Source organism: Microcoleus sp. AS-A8, from assembly GCA_039962225.1.
Classification (GTDB): Bacteria; Cyanobacteriota; Cyanobacteriia; order Cyanobacteriales; family Coleofasciculaceae; genus Allocoleopsis.
This window is the reverse complement of the sequence record JAMPKV010000018.1, coordinates 58,180-76,488: the sequence shown is the minus strand read 5'-3', so window position 1 is coordinate 76,488 and position 18,309 is coordinate 58,180. Positions and strand designations below refer to the sequence as shown.

Here is an 18,309-nt window from a genome sequence, read left to right as displayed (position 1 = left end):
ACTAACCTGAAAGCCTTGTACCAAGGTAGCTGAATCCTAAATTCCGGAGATGTTTAATAACCAACCACAGAAGCTTAGAGAACACACAGCAGAATTGGAATAATTTCTTGTAAGATTAGTTTTCACGCCGAAACCGCTGGGAATAAAGTTGAACGCGAAAACCTTTAAACTGGGAAACCAGGACAATCCTCATGCTCTAATCAAGCAGGAGGAACTGATTTAGGATAACCCAAGTGAAGTTCGTGGCAGACAAAGCTCAACGTAGTCGGTTCAAAACATGGCATATACTAGGAGCAATTTGGCTCATCGGTGCTTTGTGCGATCGCCTCTGGTTAGCCTTTGACCGCTCGATTCCCGCTTGGGACCAAACCAACCACCTGACCGGTTCCTTAAACTACCTCAACGCCCTGCAACAGGCTCAGTGGTTTTCTGGAGAATGGTGGCAGCACTTATGGAAACTCTCTTCTAAATATCCGCCCTTACTCTACATTGTCACCGCTCCCTTTCAACAAATCTTTGGCACTGGCCCAGAGCAAGCGCTGCTGGTAAATTTGCTCTTTAGTGCCATTTTGCTGGCATCAGTCTACGGTTTAGGTAAACACCTGTTCAACCCACAAGTCGGTTTATGGGCGGCAGGATTATGTATCCTTCTCCCCAGACTTTACACTGCCCGCCTCCACTACTTGCATGACTATCCTCTCACGGCTTTAGTGGCGGCAAGTTTCTTGTGTCTCACCTTGTGGCGCGATGCGAAAACGAAATGGCAGGGATGGCGTTGGGCGTTAACGTTTGGTGTCTGCTTTGGTGTGGCAATTATGATCAAGCAGACTGTCCTGTTTTTTCTGTTTGTACCCTTATTGTGGGTGAGTATTCCACTGCTGCGAAAACTTGCTTGGGGACGAATTGCACAGTTAATCGGCGGCTTACTCGTCTCTGTCTTGATTTTCGCACCTTGGTATCGCACCAACTGGATTTATTTATTCAGTGCCTATCAGAATGCCATTGTCGTACCCGGAACCGAGGAAGGCGATCCCCCCCTCAATACCCTCGCGGCTTGGACGTATTATTGGCATGACTTACCCCGTGCGGTATCCTGGCCTTTACTATTAGTTCCCTTGGTTGGCTTGCTGTTGTATGGGATTCTGCTATTGCCCCCATTCCGCAACCGTTTCCAGGGCGATGAACTGAGGGAACCTGTCCCCGTACCCGATCGCGACAGTGATGACTCAGAACACTACCGACTGCAAGAAGTAGGCTACCCCCAGAATCCTCATCCCACCTTCAAACCCCGCTACCACAAGCCAGTCCGAGAACGGCATCCACTCTCCCAAAGGGCATCCGCTTTGTGTTGGTTAGCCCTGTTTCTGATCGCGTCTTACTTGATCAACTCAGCAAATTTCAATAAAGATACCCGTTATGTCATGCCCTATATGCCGATTCTTTCGGTAATTTTAGCCTATGGGTTGACGCTATGGCCTAGGCGTTTGCGGGTTGTGCCTTGGGTGACGGTGGGTTTAGCCTTTATCTTAATGTTGCTGAATCTGTTCCCCATTGGGGGAATACCGGGAAATTACTTAACGCAGACATTGAGTCCCAAAGCGCAAACTTATCCTCAGTTTGGCTCAAACTGGCCTCATCCTCAGGTGGTTGCGGAAATCATTCGCACAACGCCCCAACTGAAAGCCACGGTGGGTGTGCTGCCTAGGATACCCGATTTGAATCACAACAATTTTAATTACTACGGCGCATTGAGCAAGTTTCAGGTGTATGGGCGTGAGGTGGGTACCCGTAAGAAATTTATACCCCAAGATGCGCGATCGCTCTCTTGGTTTGTCACCAAAACCGACTATCAAGGTGCGCCGAAAGAATCGCAAATGATGATGATGCAAACGGTGGAACAAAGCCGAGATTTTCAGGTACAAAAAACGTGGAAATTGCCGGATAACAGTACTCTCAAGCTCTATCATCGCGTTCAACCGCGTGTACAAGTCAGGGCAATTCCCCAATCCCTCACTCAGGTAAAATTAGAGCGAGTCGTTGTGCCACCACAAGCCCCCCCAGGAGTACCCGTCCCCGTGACTTATGAATGGTCGGGTGCGTGGCAGCAGTTGCGATCGGGTATCGTTTTACTAACTTGGAAAAAAGATGCGAGTCTGGATTCAGGACTTGTAGGGGCAACACCTGCGTCGCCCTTACAGAAGTCAGAGGATACAAATCAATCAACTGTCTCTAATTCCCAGATTCAGCCGTCGGTGCAAAATCCCAAATCTACCCCTCCCGAACGTCCTCTGCCTAAAAAGGAAAGCCAAACTCCACAATCAAATAATCTGGCTCAACCCAACCCGCAACGATGGATACATGACCACGGTATCGGATTAGGAGAACTTTATCCTGGACGCTTGAGCGATAAAGTATTGCAAAGTAGTTTTCAGGTGATAGAATCCACGGCAATGTTGCCTCCGGCGGATGTGGCACCTGGAATTTATAGCCTGGAAGCGAATTATCTGAACCGAGAAACGGGTGAGAATTATCCGATTTCTGTACCACCAGTCACCCTGAGGATTGACCCCAAAGCTGCCGCTACACCGGCTCCTGAATTGGATTTAGTCACTCAGATGTATGCATTAGCTCGTCAGTTACCCGAAGGGCGACAAGCGATTGATCGCGTCTTTGATGAAATTGGACGAATTAATCAGTATGACCCGGTTCAAGATTACACGATTCAGACCGAACGTGTTCTAGAATTTCGCCTCCAGCAGGAACCCAAAAACCGCGATTTTGCTTATGGACTGGCGTTTTCCCACATTTTGCAAAAAGACCCAGAAAATGCGATCGAAGCGTTGAAACGTGTGGTGCAACTCGATGCCCAGAACCCTTACGCCCATGCTTATCTCGCCTTTCTTTATCTCTATCAATGGCGGGGTAGACAGGCAGAAAATGCGATCGCGCCCGCTCTTAAACTCAATCCTAATATTCCCGAAGTGCAAGCGCTCTCCGGTGGGGCGGCTCTTTTGCAAGGACAGGTTTTTAAGGCATGGGATATTCTTAAAGGAGTAAAACTGTGAACTTTATACTCTCCTCGCTCTCGAATGATTGGATACCAAATGAGCAGTATAATCCCTTTCTCTCTTTATTCTCTCCTCTGCGCTCTCTGTGCCTGGAGTGGTTCGTTTAAAAAAGGAGATAGTCAACCCGGATTTAATATGAGCCGTCCTTATTAATTACCATGTTTCTGTTTGCGTAATCGGCCCAAAACAAGGCTGAGTCCTCCTAAACCCAATACCCCTAAAGCAGAAGTCGGTTCGGGAACAGATTTGGCTTCAGGTGTGAGGAGAAAACCACGGGATTCGCCATTGATTTTGCCCGTGCCAACAATCTGATTTTTGTTATTGATTGTTGATGCAGATACGAGTTCCCATCCCGAATCAGGGGGAATCAGGGTGTTGAGGTCTAATAACTCACCATCTTCCCACAAGACAGCCTGTGATGTTGTTGTACTGATTCGTTGCGAACCTACCACAAGGGTTGAATCATTAATACTGTTGGCAGAGAAGACGTTGCCATCGAAGTTATCCAATATTGTTCCCGTATTCCCGTCCCACAATAAGGAGTCAATCCTACCTATAGGGAAGAAGAACGGAACTGACAAAGAGCCAACAACTTGACCGGCACTGTTGATGTCTTTTGCATGAGCATAGTTTACCGCAGTAATAGCTTGAGGACTATCTAGTGCAGTAAGGATGCCATTGTTCCATACGAATGCTATACTCAAACGCCAGGAACCAGTGCCAATAACTTGGCCTGCATTGTTGATGGCATCGGCAGAATTGATAAGGTAAGAAGAGATCGCATCGGTTAAGCTGCCATTAGACCAGACAAATCCTAGCTGGTAGGGGTATGCTGACGAGTTAACTAAATCACCGACGATTTGACCTTGATCGTTAATGTCATTAGCCGTTGTGTAGTAGCAACCTGTACAAAGCGAGGCAGGAGGAGTACCCAAGCTACTCATGATGCCATCTTGCCATACAAAGGCGCGATTACTGCTAGAATTTCCAAGCAAGCCAGAACTGCCGACGATTTGACCTAAGTTATTGATGCCCTTAGCGTAAGTAGCATTAGCTCCAGGCAGAAAGCCCAATTCAGTTAGCGTTCCACTTTCCCACAAATACTGAGAACCGACGATTTGACCCTTGTCATTGATATCTGAAGGGACAAAAGGTAATTCAGTAATGGAATACAAGGAGACAGCCGTCGCAGGCTCAACGGTTCCAATCGCAAGTAGGGCTACAGTTTCGGTTGCGAAGGAGAGTTTTCGTCCCATAGACGTGCAATTCATAGTACCCCTGAGAAAATTTTGTGATGGCACAAAGGATGAGTACCTCAAGCTTAATCGTCTAACTCAACAATAAACTTGAAGATTTCTATGAAGCCAAACAAATCGCAAAAATCATTGGATAGCCTCTCCCCAGATAATAAGAGATATATATAGATTGAGTCAGCAATCTGCTTTCCTATCTGCTGAAGAACTTTCCAATGCACTACCGTCTCAAATCTCTCAGCCTTGCCACTGCTACTCTACTGCTTTCGCTCTTCACTCCCCTTTTACCGCTTACCTTGAAGTTTGAGCCTCTGGTAGCACAGGCGCAAACGAGCCAAGACAGAAACGCTGAGGCGCAACGGCTGAACCAAGAGGGACTTCAGCTAGTAAACAAAGGTCAATTTCGAGAAGCCCTGGAGCAATTTCAGAAAGCTTTAGTCATTGTTAAAGAAATCGGTGAACGTCTAAGCGAAGGGAAAATTCTGGACAACATTGGGGCTGTTTACCGCAACCTGGAACAGTACCCCAAAGCCCTGGAGTTCTATCAGCAGGCTTTAGTCATTGCCAAGGAAACGGGCGATCGCAAAAAGCAAGCCACAATCCTTAGCGACATTGCGGATGTTTACGAAAATTTGGCAGAGTATCCGAAAGCACTAAAGTTCTATCTAGAGTACTATGAGCAAGCCTTAGCTATTGCTAAAGAAAAGGGCGATCGCAAAGAGGAAGCTACAATCCTTGACGACATGGCGTATGTTTACCATATTCTTGGACAGTACGCAGAAGCCTTGGAGTTTCGTCAGCAAGCTCTGGCAATTCACAGAAAATTGGGCGCTCGTGCTGGTGAAGCAGCTACTCTCAGAGCTATTGGAGCAGATTACGACATTTTGGGACAGTACCAAAAAGCATTGGAGTACTACCAGTCAGCATTGGAAATTGCTAAAGAAGTAGGCGCTCGCTGGACTGAAGGTCGAACTCTCGATGGAATTGGACAAGTTTATTACTACCATCTAAAACAGCCCATAAAGGCATTAGAGTACTATCAGCAAGCTCTTAAAATCAGAAGAGAAGTTGCAATCGAAAGAGGAGTGGGTGATCGTACATGGGAGGCGTACATCCTTAGCAACATTGCGGTTGCTCTTACAGATTTAGGGTACTATCGGCAAGCATTAGAGACTTTGCAACAATCACTGACAATTTGTAGAGAGGTAGATAATCGCTATCTTGATAATCGCCGTCTTGAGAGTTTTATTCTCAACGGTATCGGCAAAGGGTACTTCAAACTCGGAGATTATCCAAAGGCGTTTCAAGCTTTGCAGCAAAGTTTACTGCTTAGCCGAGAGGCAATCAATCGCTGGACTGAAATCGATACCCTTTCCACCATCGGTGCATTGTTAGAAAAACAGAGCCAACCTGAACTCGCCATCGTCTTCCTCAAGGAGTCCGTCAATGCCACTGAGGCAATTCGCAGAGATTTACAAATACTCTCAAAAGAGCAACAGCAATCGTACACTGAAACCGTAGCAGGCACCTATCGCCGTCTAGCTGACCTCCTCCTCAAACAAGACCGAATCCTCGAAGCCCAACGAGTCCTCGACCTCCTCAAAGTCCAAGAACTCGACGATTACCTGAGCAACGTTCGCGGAAATAACAATACCGCTCAAGGATTGCCAAATCTCCCACCCGAACAACAGGCATGGGAGAACTATCAGGCCGTTCTTGACAAAGCGATTGAAATTGGCAAAGAACTCACTCAACTGCGACAAATAAAACCCGAAAACCGCACTACCGAACAAGGACAGCGTATCGCCCAATTGGTGAACGTCCAACAAAAAATTGTCGAAGATTTCAACAACTTTATCGAAAGTCCAGAAGTATTAGCACTCGCTCAGCAACTCAATCCCAAGGCAAGGAAAGCGGATTTAGTCAACAATCTAGACGAACTCATCGCCTTACAAGACAACCTCAAGAATCTGCAACAAAAGGCAGTTCTCCTCTACCCCTTAATTCTGGACGATCGCATAGAACTCATCCTCACCACCCCCGACTCTCCCCCCATTCGGCGTACCGTCTCTGTCACCAAGAAACAACTCAACGAGACAATCGTTGCCTTCCGTAGCGCATTACTCGATCGCACATCCGACGCCAAACCCCCCGCACAACAACTCTACAACTGGCTGATTAAACCCCTAGAAGCAGAACTCAAAGCCGCAGACGCCCGAACCATTATCTACGCACCCGACGCTCAACTGCGTTACATTCCCCTGGCTGCATTGCACGACGGGCAACAATGGCTAGTGCAACGCTACCGCATCAATAATATTACCGCCGCATCCCTCACAGAACTCAACACCAAACCCCAACGCAAAATGCAAGTCTTAGCGGGTGCCTTTGCCACCGGACGCTACAGTTTCAAGGTTGGCGAACAATCCTTTGATTTCGCTGGGTTGCCTTTTGCTGGAGTCGAGGTGGAAAATTTAGCCAAGACTGTTCCCACAACAACCAAATTCATCGATACAGCCTTCACCCCCCAAGTCACCGTCCCTAACATGGATGACTACAGCATCGTGCATCTCGCCACTCATGCCGCGTTTGTCGTGGGGACACCGGACGATTCCTTTATTCTGTTTGGCAATGGAGAACGCATCACCCTCCGAGATATCCAAAAATGGAGCCTCAAGAACGTCGATTTAGTCGTCCTTTCTGCCTGTGAAACGGGATTAGGCGGAAAACTGGGGAATGGGGAAGAGATTTTAGGATTAGGCTACCAGATGCAACGGGCAGGAGCAAGGGCTGCGATCGCATCCTTATGGACAGTCGATGATGGCGGTACGCAAGTCTTGATGGATAGCTTCTATGCCGCGTTGGAATCGAAGGGAGTCGGACAAGATGCTCAACCCACAAAAGCTGAAGCCCTACGTCAAGCTCAAATTGCCCTAATTACGGGCGATTATAAGGCATTAGGTCAACAGCGAGGACTGGGAGTACAGCAACGGATTCAGAGTCGTTTATCGCCAAGGGTCGCCTCGAATCTGAGCCATCCTTATTATTGGGCACCGTTTATTCTGATTGGCAATGGCTTGTAAGTGGAACGCTTTTCCCGGTACAACTGTCGAATGAAATCAAATCTTGCACACCCCCCTAACCCCCCTTGATTTCGGGGGGAACAAGAAATGAAGATGGGCTTCTCCCAAAGCATGAGAAAACTTATAGCAAAGCAGGATGTAGTTCGGGGGTAACTAAAGTGCCAAAAGTTCACATGCAAGATATGAGATAAACCCAAGTTGTATAGAGAAAACCTCCAACCTAATGAAGTTTAGCGAAATTGTTGAAAAACTTAGTGGTGCGGCTCAGTGCAATAGCCTCACGACCCATCCCAACCTTAATCCAGAAATTGCCTGTATTTCGCCGATTGAAGACACCTCCCCTGGTACGATGAGTTATATCGAGGGAGCTAAATTTGCCTCTTGGGTGGGGAAAACGGCGGCGAGTGCCTTGGTTTTGCCGTTGGATGAAGCGTTGCAAACTCAAGCAACGGAAAGGGGGATTGCTTGGATGGCTTCATCTGAACCCCGATTGTTATTTGCCCAAGCGATCGCACTTTTTTACCAACCGTTCCACCCCGCACCGGAAATTCACCCCACTGCTGTGATTCATCCTTCAGCGGAGATAGGCAAGGATGTATATATTGGTGCTCATGTTGTGATTCAACCGGGGGTGAAAATTGGCAATCAGGTTTGTATTCATCCCAATGTGGTGATTTATCCAGAGGCGCAAATTGGCGATCGCACAATCTTACACGCGAACTGTACTATCCACGAACGAACTCGCCTGGGTGCCGATTGTGTGATTCATAGTGGTGCGGTGATTGGTGCGGAAGGGTTTGGTTTTGTGCCTGTACCTGAAGGCTGGTTCAAAATGCCGCAGTCTGGCTGTACTGTACTTGAAGATGGTGTTGAAGTCGGTTGCAATACGAGTATTGACCGCCCCGCCGTTGGCGAAACGCGAGTCGGTCGGAATACGAAGATTGACAACTTGGTGCAAATCGGTCACGGTTGCCAAATTGGCGCAAACTGCGCCTTGGCGGGGCAATCCGGGATGGCGGGTGGCGTTAAAGTTGGCAATCGCGTGATTCTCGCGGGGCAATCTGGAATTGCCAATCAAGCGAAAATTGGAGATGGTGCGATCGCCAGTGCCAAAGCAGGTATCCATAATGATGTAGAACCCGGAGCGATCGTCAGTGGAATTCCCGCCTTACCTCACAAACACTTTCTCAAAGTCGCCGCTGTCTATAGCCGTCTGCCGGAAATCTATCAAACCCTAAAGCAGCTACAGCGACGCTTGGAGGAAAAGAAATAAAACAAGTTCACAATGGAGATTCTCACTCTCTCCCTCTTGGTTAATCTCCTCAAGTAGCCACTCAGACATTTCTAGGTATATATTAATGGCTTCCTTGAATACCTAATTCGATGGCGCTTCATCACAGGGCGATCGCATCCAGCGCCACTCCCTCTTAATTACCCGGTCTGACCAGAATACTCTCTTTGCTGATTGCTGCTGCTTGGAACACACAGCAACAGCATGCTTGAAATGGAACTCAATCGCCAGAGAGATGTTCTTTTGTGCTGAGAAGCCAAAGATCCTACTGGGTAGCGTCGCATGGTGAAAAAAAAATGACCCAAATTCTAGAAACTTACCCAACACCCAACCTGGAAAAAACTCATAGGAGTTTTATCACAACCCCAATATACCCTAAATGTAAAAATATAACCGAGAAATTAAGAACAGTAATCGCCAAATTAGAACGGCAGGACATCGGATGGCTAGACATTCTGACAGCAATGGCGAATATTGCTGCCGAACAAGAGAATGATGAGCAAGTCGCGGAGGTGCTCGAAGCGACAGCGCTTTCGTTAAAGCGGAATAGGAAAATCAGACGTAACTTGTAAACTACCCCGCCCTAGCCATCTCTGAATACAGCATCGCTTGAGTGGGGTTCGGAAATCCTAACGTTGTTCATCGATAGAATTATTATTCCGAACCCCATGATAGTTAGGTGTACTTAAGCTGAGGCTGTTTCCTCGGGTTTGGCTTCTTTGGGCTTGCGCTCAAAGACTTGTATATTGGGCTGATCCAGCACAAATCCCCCTTGCAGAGGCTCACCCATCCGGCCTGCAATTGCCGCCACCCACATGGGATAGCTTTCTTGTGCCTGCTCAAGTTTTTTAAAGACTTTCGGTTTAACTTTCACCCTAACAAGTTGACCGTCGCAGTCGAGATCAAATTCCTTCCAGCCGTTCTCGACAGTACGAATATCGGTTGGCATTTCGTTGATTTTAATGGTGAGTTCCAACTTTCCTGATGTAGGCATAACATCTATCTCCTGCTTTTCCTTCCTTATATATCAGTTGTACGAGCCTATCAAACTATCATGTTGGTTTCTCTACTCACAAGCGGAGAAAATTTCTGGGCGTAGGTGTGTAGCATGTGAATCAACAAAAGGCTGAAGTATGATATGACGTTACCCCACCTCTAGAGTTCTTCAAGCAAGAACAGCACTAGCTTTGCTGCAACTGCGCCGCTCTGTTTGCCGTATCAAGTGTGAAGCATAAGGCTTGACAAATATTTTGGGTTATGTATTTGATCGATTTTTCTTTATCACTCGTGGTAAGGCTCCTCTGCATCTGGGTTGGAGTGTTAGCGATCGCCTATTTAATGGCTTGCCTCTACCTGTTACTCCGGCAACAGTACTTCATTTTTAAACCTCCAACTGTTATCCGCACGACACCCGCTGCCTTTAACTTGAAGTATCACGATGTCTGGTTACCCGTTTCAACTGCTTCAGGTCAGATCAGCCCCATTCACGGCTGGTGGGTTCCTGCCACGGCACCAGAAGCACCCGTATGGCTGTTTTTGCATGGCAATGGTTCCACCATTGGCGATGAAGTGAAACGACCATTTTGGTTTCATCAGCTAGGCTTTTCCTGCCTACTCATCGACTATCGGGGATATGGTCGTAGCCAAGGGAGATTTCCCACGGAGTCAAGTGTTTACGCCGATGTAGAAGCCGCCTGGAAATACTTAACTCAAAATCAGCAGATTCCACCCTCACAAATTTTTGTGTACGGTCATTCTTTAGGGGGAGCTCTAGCGATCGACTTAGCCCTAAAACACCCAGAAATTGGTGGATTAGCTGTGGAAGGTTCATTCACAACCATGCGGTCAATGGTCGATCATCTCTATCGTCAGTTCGGTATATTTCCGGTAGATTGGCTATTGCACCAAAAATTTGACTCTTTGAAAAAGGTTAGCTCTCTCTCCATGCCTGTTCTGTTCATTCACGGAACTGACGATAGACTGATTCCGGCCCAGATGAGCCAAAGCCTATTTGAAGCCGCCTCTGAACCTAAAAAACTGCTTTTGGTGCCAGAGGCAGGACATCACAATGTGGGGGAATTAGGGAGTGAGTCCTATTTCCAGGCGATTCAATGGGTGGTTGACCAAGCTCAAGCAAAATTTGTGCAACTTGCTGAAGGTTTTCCTTAACCCTTCAAGAATTGTGAATTGAATGTCTCAAAGCTCATACGAGGAGATCAATTCGACTTTGGCAAGAGACCCCATGAGCGATGCGATCTCGCAGCTTTACTTCGAGGATTCCCTCACGGCTCAAATTCACGCGCAAGCCCCCTATGCCGCTAAGGGACAGCGCGCTCAGAGAAATGATCGAGATGGCATCTTTCGAGAGGGTGGTGAGCAACTCATGCTCCAGCTAACCCAAGATGCACAAGGCTACGTAGGGACATTCGATATAGGGCTTCAGATAACTTGAATTGTAGAAAGCTGCTAGGGTGCGCTCCGACGCACCCTACTTGGAGTAATCCCCTTAGGGTTGAGAGGATACGAATCGATCTCCCCCTGTCGCTGGAATGACCACCACTGACTCTTGAGCGATATTGTTTAGACCTGCCGCACTCAAAAGTCTCTCCCAATTGGCTGCTATTGCCGCATCGTTGGGATAGTTACGACGCAGTTGAACTAGAGTAGCTAAGGCATCCTGCCAAATCTCCGCTTCGGCATATAACTGTACTTGCTGTTGAGGTGATGCCTGCTTGAGCTTATTATTAAGCGTGGCATTAGGTTCTACCCGTCTCACCCATCCTTCTACCGTAATATCTCGCGATCGCTCATCCGGTTGACAAATGATCGTGAATGACCAGTTGTAATCCTCACCCACCCTTAAAGGTGGTAATCCGGCTTGCGTCGGTAGCGTCAGCGTCAGAATACCGGGCTTGCCACTGGTCTTGAAAATGGATTTATAAACAGAATCACCGCTGTTATCTTGTAACTCAAACTCCACCAATAAAGGCGATGCCTGGGGTGATACAGCCGGCATATAAACAAAGAATGTGGGATAGGGAGCAACCGTTACCCCAAAGCGATCGCCAGGGACTAAGGCGGTTAGAGGTTTACCCACTATCGGACAACGACTGTTAGCTGAGCCACCAGAACGTGTTCCCCCTCCTTCTGTACGCATCGGTGCACCAATGCCCCTGGGAGGTTTATACTGCTTGGCTTCCCAACGTCTAGGTATCCCTTGAGCGAAAAGGGTTTGCGGAGTCTGTACGAGCAGGAAAACTCCCATAAGCATGGCCAATTTCAGAGAAACGGCCAAGGAGCCTTTGGAAAAACGGAACCGTATCTGTGCCATGACAGTTGTGGGTTGTTAATTTTAGTTATTGGTGTTTCTGGTACCCTGAGACCTAGATTGTATAGAAACATCATTTAAGTTCACTACAGCAAACAGCTTGTTCCAGGCATCTGTCACAGATGGGTCGTTGGGTCGATTGCGTCGTAGTGCGACTAGATTAGCCAGCATCTCGTACCAACGATTAGCTTTTGCATAGAGAATAATACGTTCTTCGGGAGCAGCCTGCTGAACGCGACGTTCGAGATCTGGGTCTTGTGCAACTCGCTTGATGATCCCTTCAGCAATCTGAGTCTCTCCCCCACTTGGATCTTGAGCATCGCACATCACCCTTAACTGCCACTTATACTCTTGACCCACTTTCAGGGAATAGGGACTCGCTAACCTTAAGCTCATAATGCCGGGGGTGCCTACACTCCCATCGTTAGACTTGGGCAAAGGATACTTGGCGGAGTAAATCTTTTGCTCGTTGGCATCTCTCAGGGTAAACTCCAATTCCGGTGCTGGTGCTGCTCCCTGGTCACCTTTTGCCAGAGCAGACATCCTAGGCATGTACCAAAAAACGGTCGGATACTCAGCCGTCGTCTCGCCTCCGGCAACTGGAACCAACGCCGTCAGTTTCCGTTCGTCCGTAAAGCAGGGTCCCCGGCTTGCTCCACCTTGCCGATTATCGGGAAGCCCTCGACTCGGTACACGGAAGGAACTTTCGAGTTGGCTGCCAAGGGATGAAGAATTCGTTGGCTGAGCTGAGATAGGGAAGGGCGTGCCTAGCGTTAAAGCTAAAGCCAGCAGGGTGAAGCGTGAGGTGTGTGTGAACCAAGCCATGGTAGAAGGAGTTGTGGTAGACCGACAGGTTTTTATTCCAAGATGGCAGAACTGATGCCTAAGTTCCAATACCTCGGTAGCAAATCTATAATAATCAGGTTCTAAGACCCGTATCTGCCTTAGTTCCAATTGTTATCACTTGAGGCATTAAAGGCATCCGCAACCTTGATTTCTTATTTAAATCTTCATTTGGATTAACTATGATTCCCGACTCAGCTTCATCTGTTCCACCCAAACAGAAAACTTTCGCCACCATTAGACCCATTGGGGCAGCCGCCTTGCAGGGCATCGCCTTTTCGGGAGAAACTCTGTTTGCCATTGATGCCACAAACGGCTATCTGCTACAAATTGATCCGAAAAGCGATAGCTCAACAATTTTGAACTCCAGTCGCGAGTTAGATTGGGTGGGCGCTTCTGGACTAGCCCTTGCTGGAGAAACCCTGTGGTTGACCTTGGATAATAGTGTTTACTTTTGCCAGCTCAAGGGTGATTTAAGTCTCCAGCACTTTGTTACGTTGCCTTACACGGCTAATGGAATTGCGGTTCGGGATGCAACAATCTATATCACCAGCCAAAGATCTGGGTATATTTTCATTTACAACCGCGATACAGGACGTGAGATTACCCGGTTATATGCTCCAGGCGTTGGGGTTGAGCATATTACGCTCCGAGGCGAGGAACTTTGGGTTTCAGATGCCGAGGAACAGACGGTTTACTGTCTCGATCGCGCAACAGGCGAAATACACTTTAGTGTACTCACTCCCTTTGCAAACCCGACCGGTTTAGCCTTTTACACCGATCCTGAGACGGGTCAAGATATTCTCTATGTGGCCTATGGGGGTGAGGAACCGTATATCCGCGATAACCCCAACGCTGACCCCAATTACGAATTACAGTATCGCGATCGCACATTCATTCATCCCCTCTACTTTAGCCACAATGCCGAGCGCCACTATGCCCTCTCCAATGGCTATTTGATCGAAATGTCCTACGTCGAGGAACTTGCCCCCCTCGAAGATGTTGAACTCCAACAGGTTGAATGGCGCATTGCCCTGCCGGCGGAAACCGATCGACAAAAGATCAGAAAAATTGAACCGATAGGTATGCCTTTCACCGAAGATGTTCAGGATGGACAGCGCGTCGCTGTTTTTAAATTCGATACTCTCAAACCCGGTGAACGACATCTCTTCGGTTGGAAAGCCCTTCTAGAAGTCTGGAGCATTAAATACCGTCTCACCCCACGAGAAGTGGAAAAGCTACCAGATTTATCTCCAGATTTTGACACTCGCTATCTGGTGGATAATGATCAGTTAGCGATGGACACAGAGAGCATTCGTCGCGCCGCTCGTGAAGCCATTGGTCGAGAAACAAATCTCCTGCGGAAAGTTTACAATATTCGCAACTATGTCTATGACAAACTCTCCTACGGCATTAAACCTCACATCGATACTCCAGATATTGTTTTAGAGCGCGGTGTTGGTTCCTGCGGCGAGTATTTGGGTCTGTTGCTAGCCCTAGGAAGGTTGAATGGGATTGCCTGTCGCACCGTGGGTCGTTACAAGTGCCCTGCCCACAATGACAAGTTCGGTATCCCCTTAGAACCTGACTTTAATCATGTGTGGATGGAATTTTATGTCCCCGGAGTCGGCTGGTTGCCGATGGAATCGAATCCCGATGACACTGTTGAAGGTGGCCCTTACCCGACTCGTTTTTTTATGGGCCTTGCCTGGTATCACATGGAGATGGCAAAAGGAATTCCCTTTGAAACCCTCAAAAGTGAAGGCGATCCTGTGAATAAGGAAAATGCTTCGATTGGTGAACTCGCCATTAATCATGTCCGGTTCAAAATTCTCGAAGAATTGTCGCCGCCTCAGTGGACTTAGGGGTTGCTGTTACCTAAGAATTACACGAAGTAGGTTGAACGCGTTCTTGGTTAAGCTAAGTAGAGCGATTTTCAAATAAATAGACCACAGGCAGACCTCTCTCCAAACCTCTCTCCTACCAGGAGAGAGGCTTTGATTGTCTCCCCTTCCCTCGTAGGGAACCGGAGCGACCGCCGGAGCTTTAGTGAGGACTTTAGTGAGGATGAGGAGCTGGGGGTTAGGTTTTATGATTGTGGTTCATACCCTTGAAAACTGCTGTAAGGTTCGTTGGATGATGAAAAATGGATGTTATTCCAGCAATTGATTTGCTTGAAGGTCGGTGTGTGCGGTTGTATCAAGGAGACTATGCCCGATCGCAAGTCTTTAACGATAACCCGACCGATGTTGCCAAACAATGGATTGATCAGGGTGCCACTCGCCTACACGTTGTTGATTTAGATGGGGCAAAAGTGGGTTATCCCGTTAATACGGAAACCATTGCAGCTATTGTCCAAGCGGTACCGGTGCCGGTGCAAGTCGGGGGAGGTTTGCGCGATCGCACAGGTGTGGCACAATTGCTCGATCTCGGTGTCCATCAAGTGATTTTGGGCACAGCGGCGGTAGAAGATCGCCCGTTAGTGCAGCGACTGTGCGAAGAGTTTCCAGGGAAAATTATGGTGGGGATTGATGCCCGTAATGGTTTAGTTGCCACCCGTGGCTGGATAGAAACGTCCGAGGTTAAGGCAACCGAACTTGCCCACCAGATGAGTCAGTTGGGGGCGGCGGCAATTATTTATACTGACATTCATCGGGATGGTACGTTGAGTGGCCCCAATCTAGACGCCCTCAGAGAACTGGCGCGTAGTCTCTCCATTCCCGTTATTGCCTCTGGCGGTGTGAGTTCAGTTACCGATTTGTTGAGCCTGCTGGCGCTTGAACCGTTGGGTGTGAATGGGGTCATTGTCGGTCGTGCGCTTTACACTGGAGATGTTTCCCTGAAAGAAGCGATTCAGGCTGTGGGACAGGGACGCCTTCAGGATATTCCCCCTGATTTGGGATTTTCGACCTTTGCCTGAGGTTTGATGTCTCCTAAATGGCGCGGATGGCTAGGTTTTTGGGGAACAGGTCAAAAACAGGGGAGTACATCATATGTCTGAGCCGACCACCGGCGGGGGCTTACCCGTACTGCAATACTGGTTAGAACAAACCCTCTCACCCCAAGGATTATCCATCTGGCAAACCCTAAACCATCATAGTGCCTGCTTGTCCTGTGCTTGGGGAACGGGGGGACAAAAAGGGGGTTTTGTCAATGAAGCGGGGGAATATTTACAACGCTGTGCCAAAAGTGTCGAAGCGATCGCCGCCGAATTACAACCCGCCATCCCCCCCGATTTTTTCAGTCAATTTAAGATTAATGAGTTACAACAACTCAACTCGCAACAATGCGATCGCCTAGGCAGATGGAGTTATCCTCTCATCTACCGCACCGGAGCAGACAAGTATCAAAGAATTAGCTGGGAAGAAGTCTATGCGATCGCCACATTAGCCCTAAGCCAATCTCCCGAAAGAATTGCCTCTTATAGTTCCGGACGCTCATCTAACGAAGCCGCCTATCTGCTGCAACTGCTGTTCAGAGCGTTAGGGAGCAATAACCTCGCTGACTGCTCCGATCTTTGCCATGCGCCTTCTACCGTGGGTTTAAAGCAAGTTTTCGGCTCAGGCACCTCAATGGTGAGCTTGGAGGGACTGCAACACTCTGATTGTGTGGTTTTAGTCGGTTCCAACGCTCCCGCCAACCATCCCCGTCTGATGAACGAATTAATCAAAATTCGGGATAAAGGCGGCAAAATCATCATTATTAACCCTCAACTCGAAATCGGCTTAGTCAAATTTGCCTCCCCTGCCTTTCCGATTAAATCCCTCCTCAAAGGGGGTTCGGAGATTTCCACCCTCTACCTCCAACCGATTCCCGGTAGTGATGTCGCCCTGTTTGTCGGTATCCAAAAATCCCTGATTGAACAAAATCTGCTGAAAACAGACTACCTGCAAGCCTATACAGAAGGATACCAAGCGGTCTTAGACTATGCGGCTCAAACCTCCTGGGCAGATATCACGGCGACTTGCGGCGTATTCCAGGAAGAGATTGAAGAAGCCGCCTATGCGATCGGCACATCCGGGCGGGTGGTGTTTGCTTGGGCGATGGGCATCACCCAACACCGTAATGGGGTGCACAATGTCCACAGTATTGCCAATACGGCTCTCCTAACAGGCAATGCGGGCAAACTGGGAGCCGGTACGATGCCCATCCGGGGACATTCCAATGTTCAGGGTTTTGGCTCAATGGGAGTAACGGTGCATTTACGCGCTGAGATTCAACAAGCGCTTGCCCAACTGTTAGGGCATCCCCTCAGCGACACCCCAGGTTATGATACCCGTGCTTTGATTGAAGCGGCTGACCAGGGGAAAATTGATACTCTTTTTTGTTTAGGAGGCAATTTATATGCCGCTAATCCCGATTTAACCCAAGCCCAGAGAGCGTTATCCCAGATTGACACGATTATTTATGTAGCAACGAAACCGAATTTAGGACATTTTCACGGTTTGGCAAAGCATAATACCTTGATTCTTCCCGTCTTCAATCGGTTTGAAAATCCCCATCCGACGACCACAGAATCGGGTAATAATTTTGTGCGTTTAAATGAGCCAGGAAAGAGTCACTTACAAGGGGCAAATGCAGAATTAGTTTCGGAAGTAGAACTGCTGACAGAGTTAGCCCATCGCTTATTGGGAGAAACGCCGATTAACTGGCGAAAGTTACAAGACACTCACTATGTGCGGGAGTTGATTACTAAAACGATTCCTGGCTATCAACAGATCGAAAAGATTGATGAAACGAAAGAGGAATTTACCATAGAGGGGCGCATTTTTACTGAACCAAAATTTGCCACGCCGTCCCAGAAAGCGCAAATGTTTGTTACCCCTCTACCTAGATTATCCCTGCCCACAAAAAGCGATTTTGGTCTGTCTGAAAATGTGCCTGGAATTATTCTAATTTTAGGGACAGGTAGAAGTTATGGACAACATAATACCGTAGTTTATCGCACCCAAGATAAATATCGAGGAATGCCTCACCGTCATTGTATTTTGATGAATATCAATGATATCAATCGGGGAGGATTTAGTGAACATCAACGGGTAACTGTGAAAGGAGATGCTGGAATCTTAGATAATATTGAAATTATTGCAGGGGGTATGCGGGAAGGAGCCGCTTTTATGTTCTATCCAGAAGCTAATATTTTATTTAAAGCTGATATTGACCCTGAAAGTGGTACTCCGGCTTATAAACGAGTCCCTGTGGTAGTTTATAAGCCGGAGTAAATTCAGTATTCGTCAAAGTTAGTGAAAAGAAATAACATTCATTCACTCTTCGCGTTTGTTTATAGCGAACCATCTTTACTTTTGTTCAAAGTCCAATTCGAGTTCAATAATACTAATTTCATTAACTAGTACAGTGTGGCGTAAATAACTGTCCAGTTGAAAAAGGTTAAAAAGCTTACTGTACAAACTTTCTTGCCTTCTGCCTACTCCTACGGAGAACG

13 protein-coding genes are annotated in these 18,309 nt (G+C 47.8%); 9 read left to right on the top strand and 4 right to left on the bottom strand.

The genetic code is table 11. From position 1 onward, the window contains the following. Nucleotides 1-242 precede the first annotated feature (242 nt). The gene (locus NDI48_23875) at nucleotides 243-3,065 is read left to right on the top strand and encodes a phospholipid carrier-dependent glycosyltransferase (GenBank protein ID MEP0834208.1); all 2,823 of its coding nucleotides are present in this window, start codon (nucleotides 243-245) and stop codon (nucleotides 3,063-3,065) included. Between the two features lie 152 nt (nucleotides 3,066-3,217). Here the strand turns inward: NDI48_23875 and NDI48_23870 are convergent, their stop codons facing one another. Beyond that, nucleotides 3,218-4,339, bottom strand: a complete 1,122-nt coding sequence (locus NDI48_23870; protein MEP0834207.1) for a hypothetical protein — start codon at nucleotides 4,337-4,339, stop codon at nucleotides 3,218-3,220. 197 nt (nucleotides 4,340-4,536) lie between these two features. Between NDI48_23870 and NDI48_23865 the strand changes: the two genes are divergently transcribed. The 3 genes from NDI48_23865 (at nucleotide 4,537) to NDI48_23855 (ending at nucleotide 9,267) form a co-directional block, all read left to right on the top strand. Beyond that, nucleotides 4,537-7,404, top strand: coding sequence for a CHAT domain-containing protein (locus NDI48_23865; protein ID MEP0834206.1), 2,868 nt, complete (start codon nucleotides 4,537-4,539; stop codon nucleotides 7,402-7,404). A 223-nt stretch (nucleotides 7,405-7,627) separates the two neighbouring features. Next, nucleotides 7,628-8,677: a UDP-3-O-(3-hydroxymyristoyl)glucosamine N-acyltransferase gene (gene lpxD / locus NDI48_23860; GenBank protein ID MEP0834205.1), complete on the top strand. Its 1,050-nt coding sequence runs from the start codon at nucleotides 7,628-7,630 to the stop codon at nucleotides 8,675-8,677. A 314-nt stretch (nucleotides 8,678-8,991) separates the two neighbouring features. Then, complete coding sequence (locus NDI48_23855) at nucleotides 8,992-9,267, top strand: hypothetical protein (protein ID MEP0834204.1); 276 nt, start codon at nucleotides 8,992-8,994, stop codon at nucleotides 9,265-9,267. 113 nt (nucleotides 9,268-9,380) lie between these two features. Here NDI48_23855 and NDI48_23850 read toward each other — a convergent pair whose 3' ends face one another. Further along, the gene (locus tag NDI48_23850) at nucleotides 9,381-9,689 is read right to left on the bottom strand and encodes a fertility inhibition FinO-like protein (protein MEP0834203.1); all 309 of its coding nucleotides are present in this window, start codon (nucleotides 9,687-9,689) and stop codon (nucleotides 9,381-9,383) included. A 263-nt stretch (nucleotides 9,690-9,952) separates the two neighbouring features. Here NDI48_23850 and NDI48_23845 point away from each other — a divergent pair, with 263 nt between their 5' ends. Both NDI48_23845 and NDI48_23840 read left to right on the top strand, forming a co-directional pair. Further along, nucleotides 9,953-10,864, top strand: coding sequence for an alpha/beta hydrolase (locus NDI48_23845; GenBank protein MEP0834202.1), 912 nt, complete (start codon nucleotides 9,953-9,955; stop codon nucleotides 10,862-10,864). A 73-nt stretch (nucleotides 10,865-10,937) separates the two neighbouring features. Then, entirely contained in the window at nucleotides 10,938-11,147 is a 210-nt protein-coding gene (locus NDI48_23840) for a hypothetical protein (protein ID MEP0834201.1), read from the top strand. Between the two features lie 54 nt (nucleotides 11,148-11,201). On the opposite strand, the gene NDI48_23835 is transcribed toward NDI48_23840, so the two are convergent. Together NDI48_23835 and NDI48_23830 are read right to left on the bottom strand one after the other, a co-directional pair. After that, nucleotides 11,202-12,026 carry a DUF928 domain-containing protein gene (locus tag NDI48_23835; GenBank protein MEP0834200.1) on the bottom strand — a complete coding sequence of 275 codons (825 nt, stop codon included), beginning with the start codon at nucleotides 12,024-12,026 and terminating at the stop codon, nucleotides 11,202-11,204. Nucleotides 12,027-12,047: 21 nt separating this feature from the next. Then, nucleotides 12,048-12,848 (bottom strand): DUF928 domain-containing protein, encoded by an 801-nt coding sequence (locus NDI48_23830; GenBank protein ID MEP0834199.1) that lies wholly within the window; start codon nucleotides 12,846-12,848, stop codon nucleotides 12,048-12,050. Between the two features lie 200 nt (nucleotides 12,849-13,048). Here NDI48_23830 and NDI48_23825 point away from each other — a divergent pair, with 200 nt between their 5' ends. From NDI48_23825 to NDI48_23815, 3 genes are all read left to right on the top strand, one after another. After that, nucleotides 13,049-14,731: a transglutaminase gene (locus NDI48_23825; protein MEP0834198.1), complete on the top strand. Its 1,683-nt coding sequence runs from the start codon at nucleotides 13,049-13,051 to the stop codon at nucleotides 14,729-14,731. Nucleotides 14,732-15,012: 281 nt separating this feature from the next. Further along, complete coding sequence (gene hisA, locus NDI48_23820; GenBank protein ID MEP0834197.1) at nucleotides 15,013-15,786, top strand: 1-(5-phosphoribosyl)-5-[(5-phosphoribosylamino)methylideneamino]imidazole-4-carboxamide isomerase; 774 nt, start codon at nucleotides 15,013-15,015, stop codon at nucleotides 15,784-15,786. A gap of 73 nt (nucleotides 15,787-15,859) precedes the next feature. Continuing rightward, nucleotides 15,860-18,088, top strand: coding sequence for an FdhF/YdeP family oxidoreductase (locus NDI48_23815; protein ID MEP0834196.1), 2,229 nt, complete (start codon nucleotides 15,860-15,862; stop codon nucleotides 18,086-18,088). Nucleotides 18,089-18,309 lie beyond the last annotated feature (221 nt).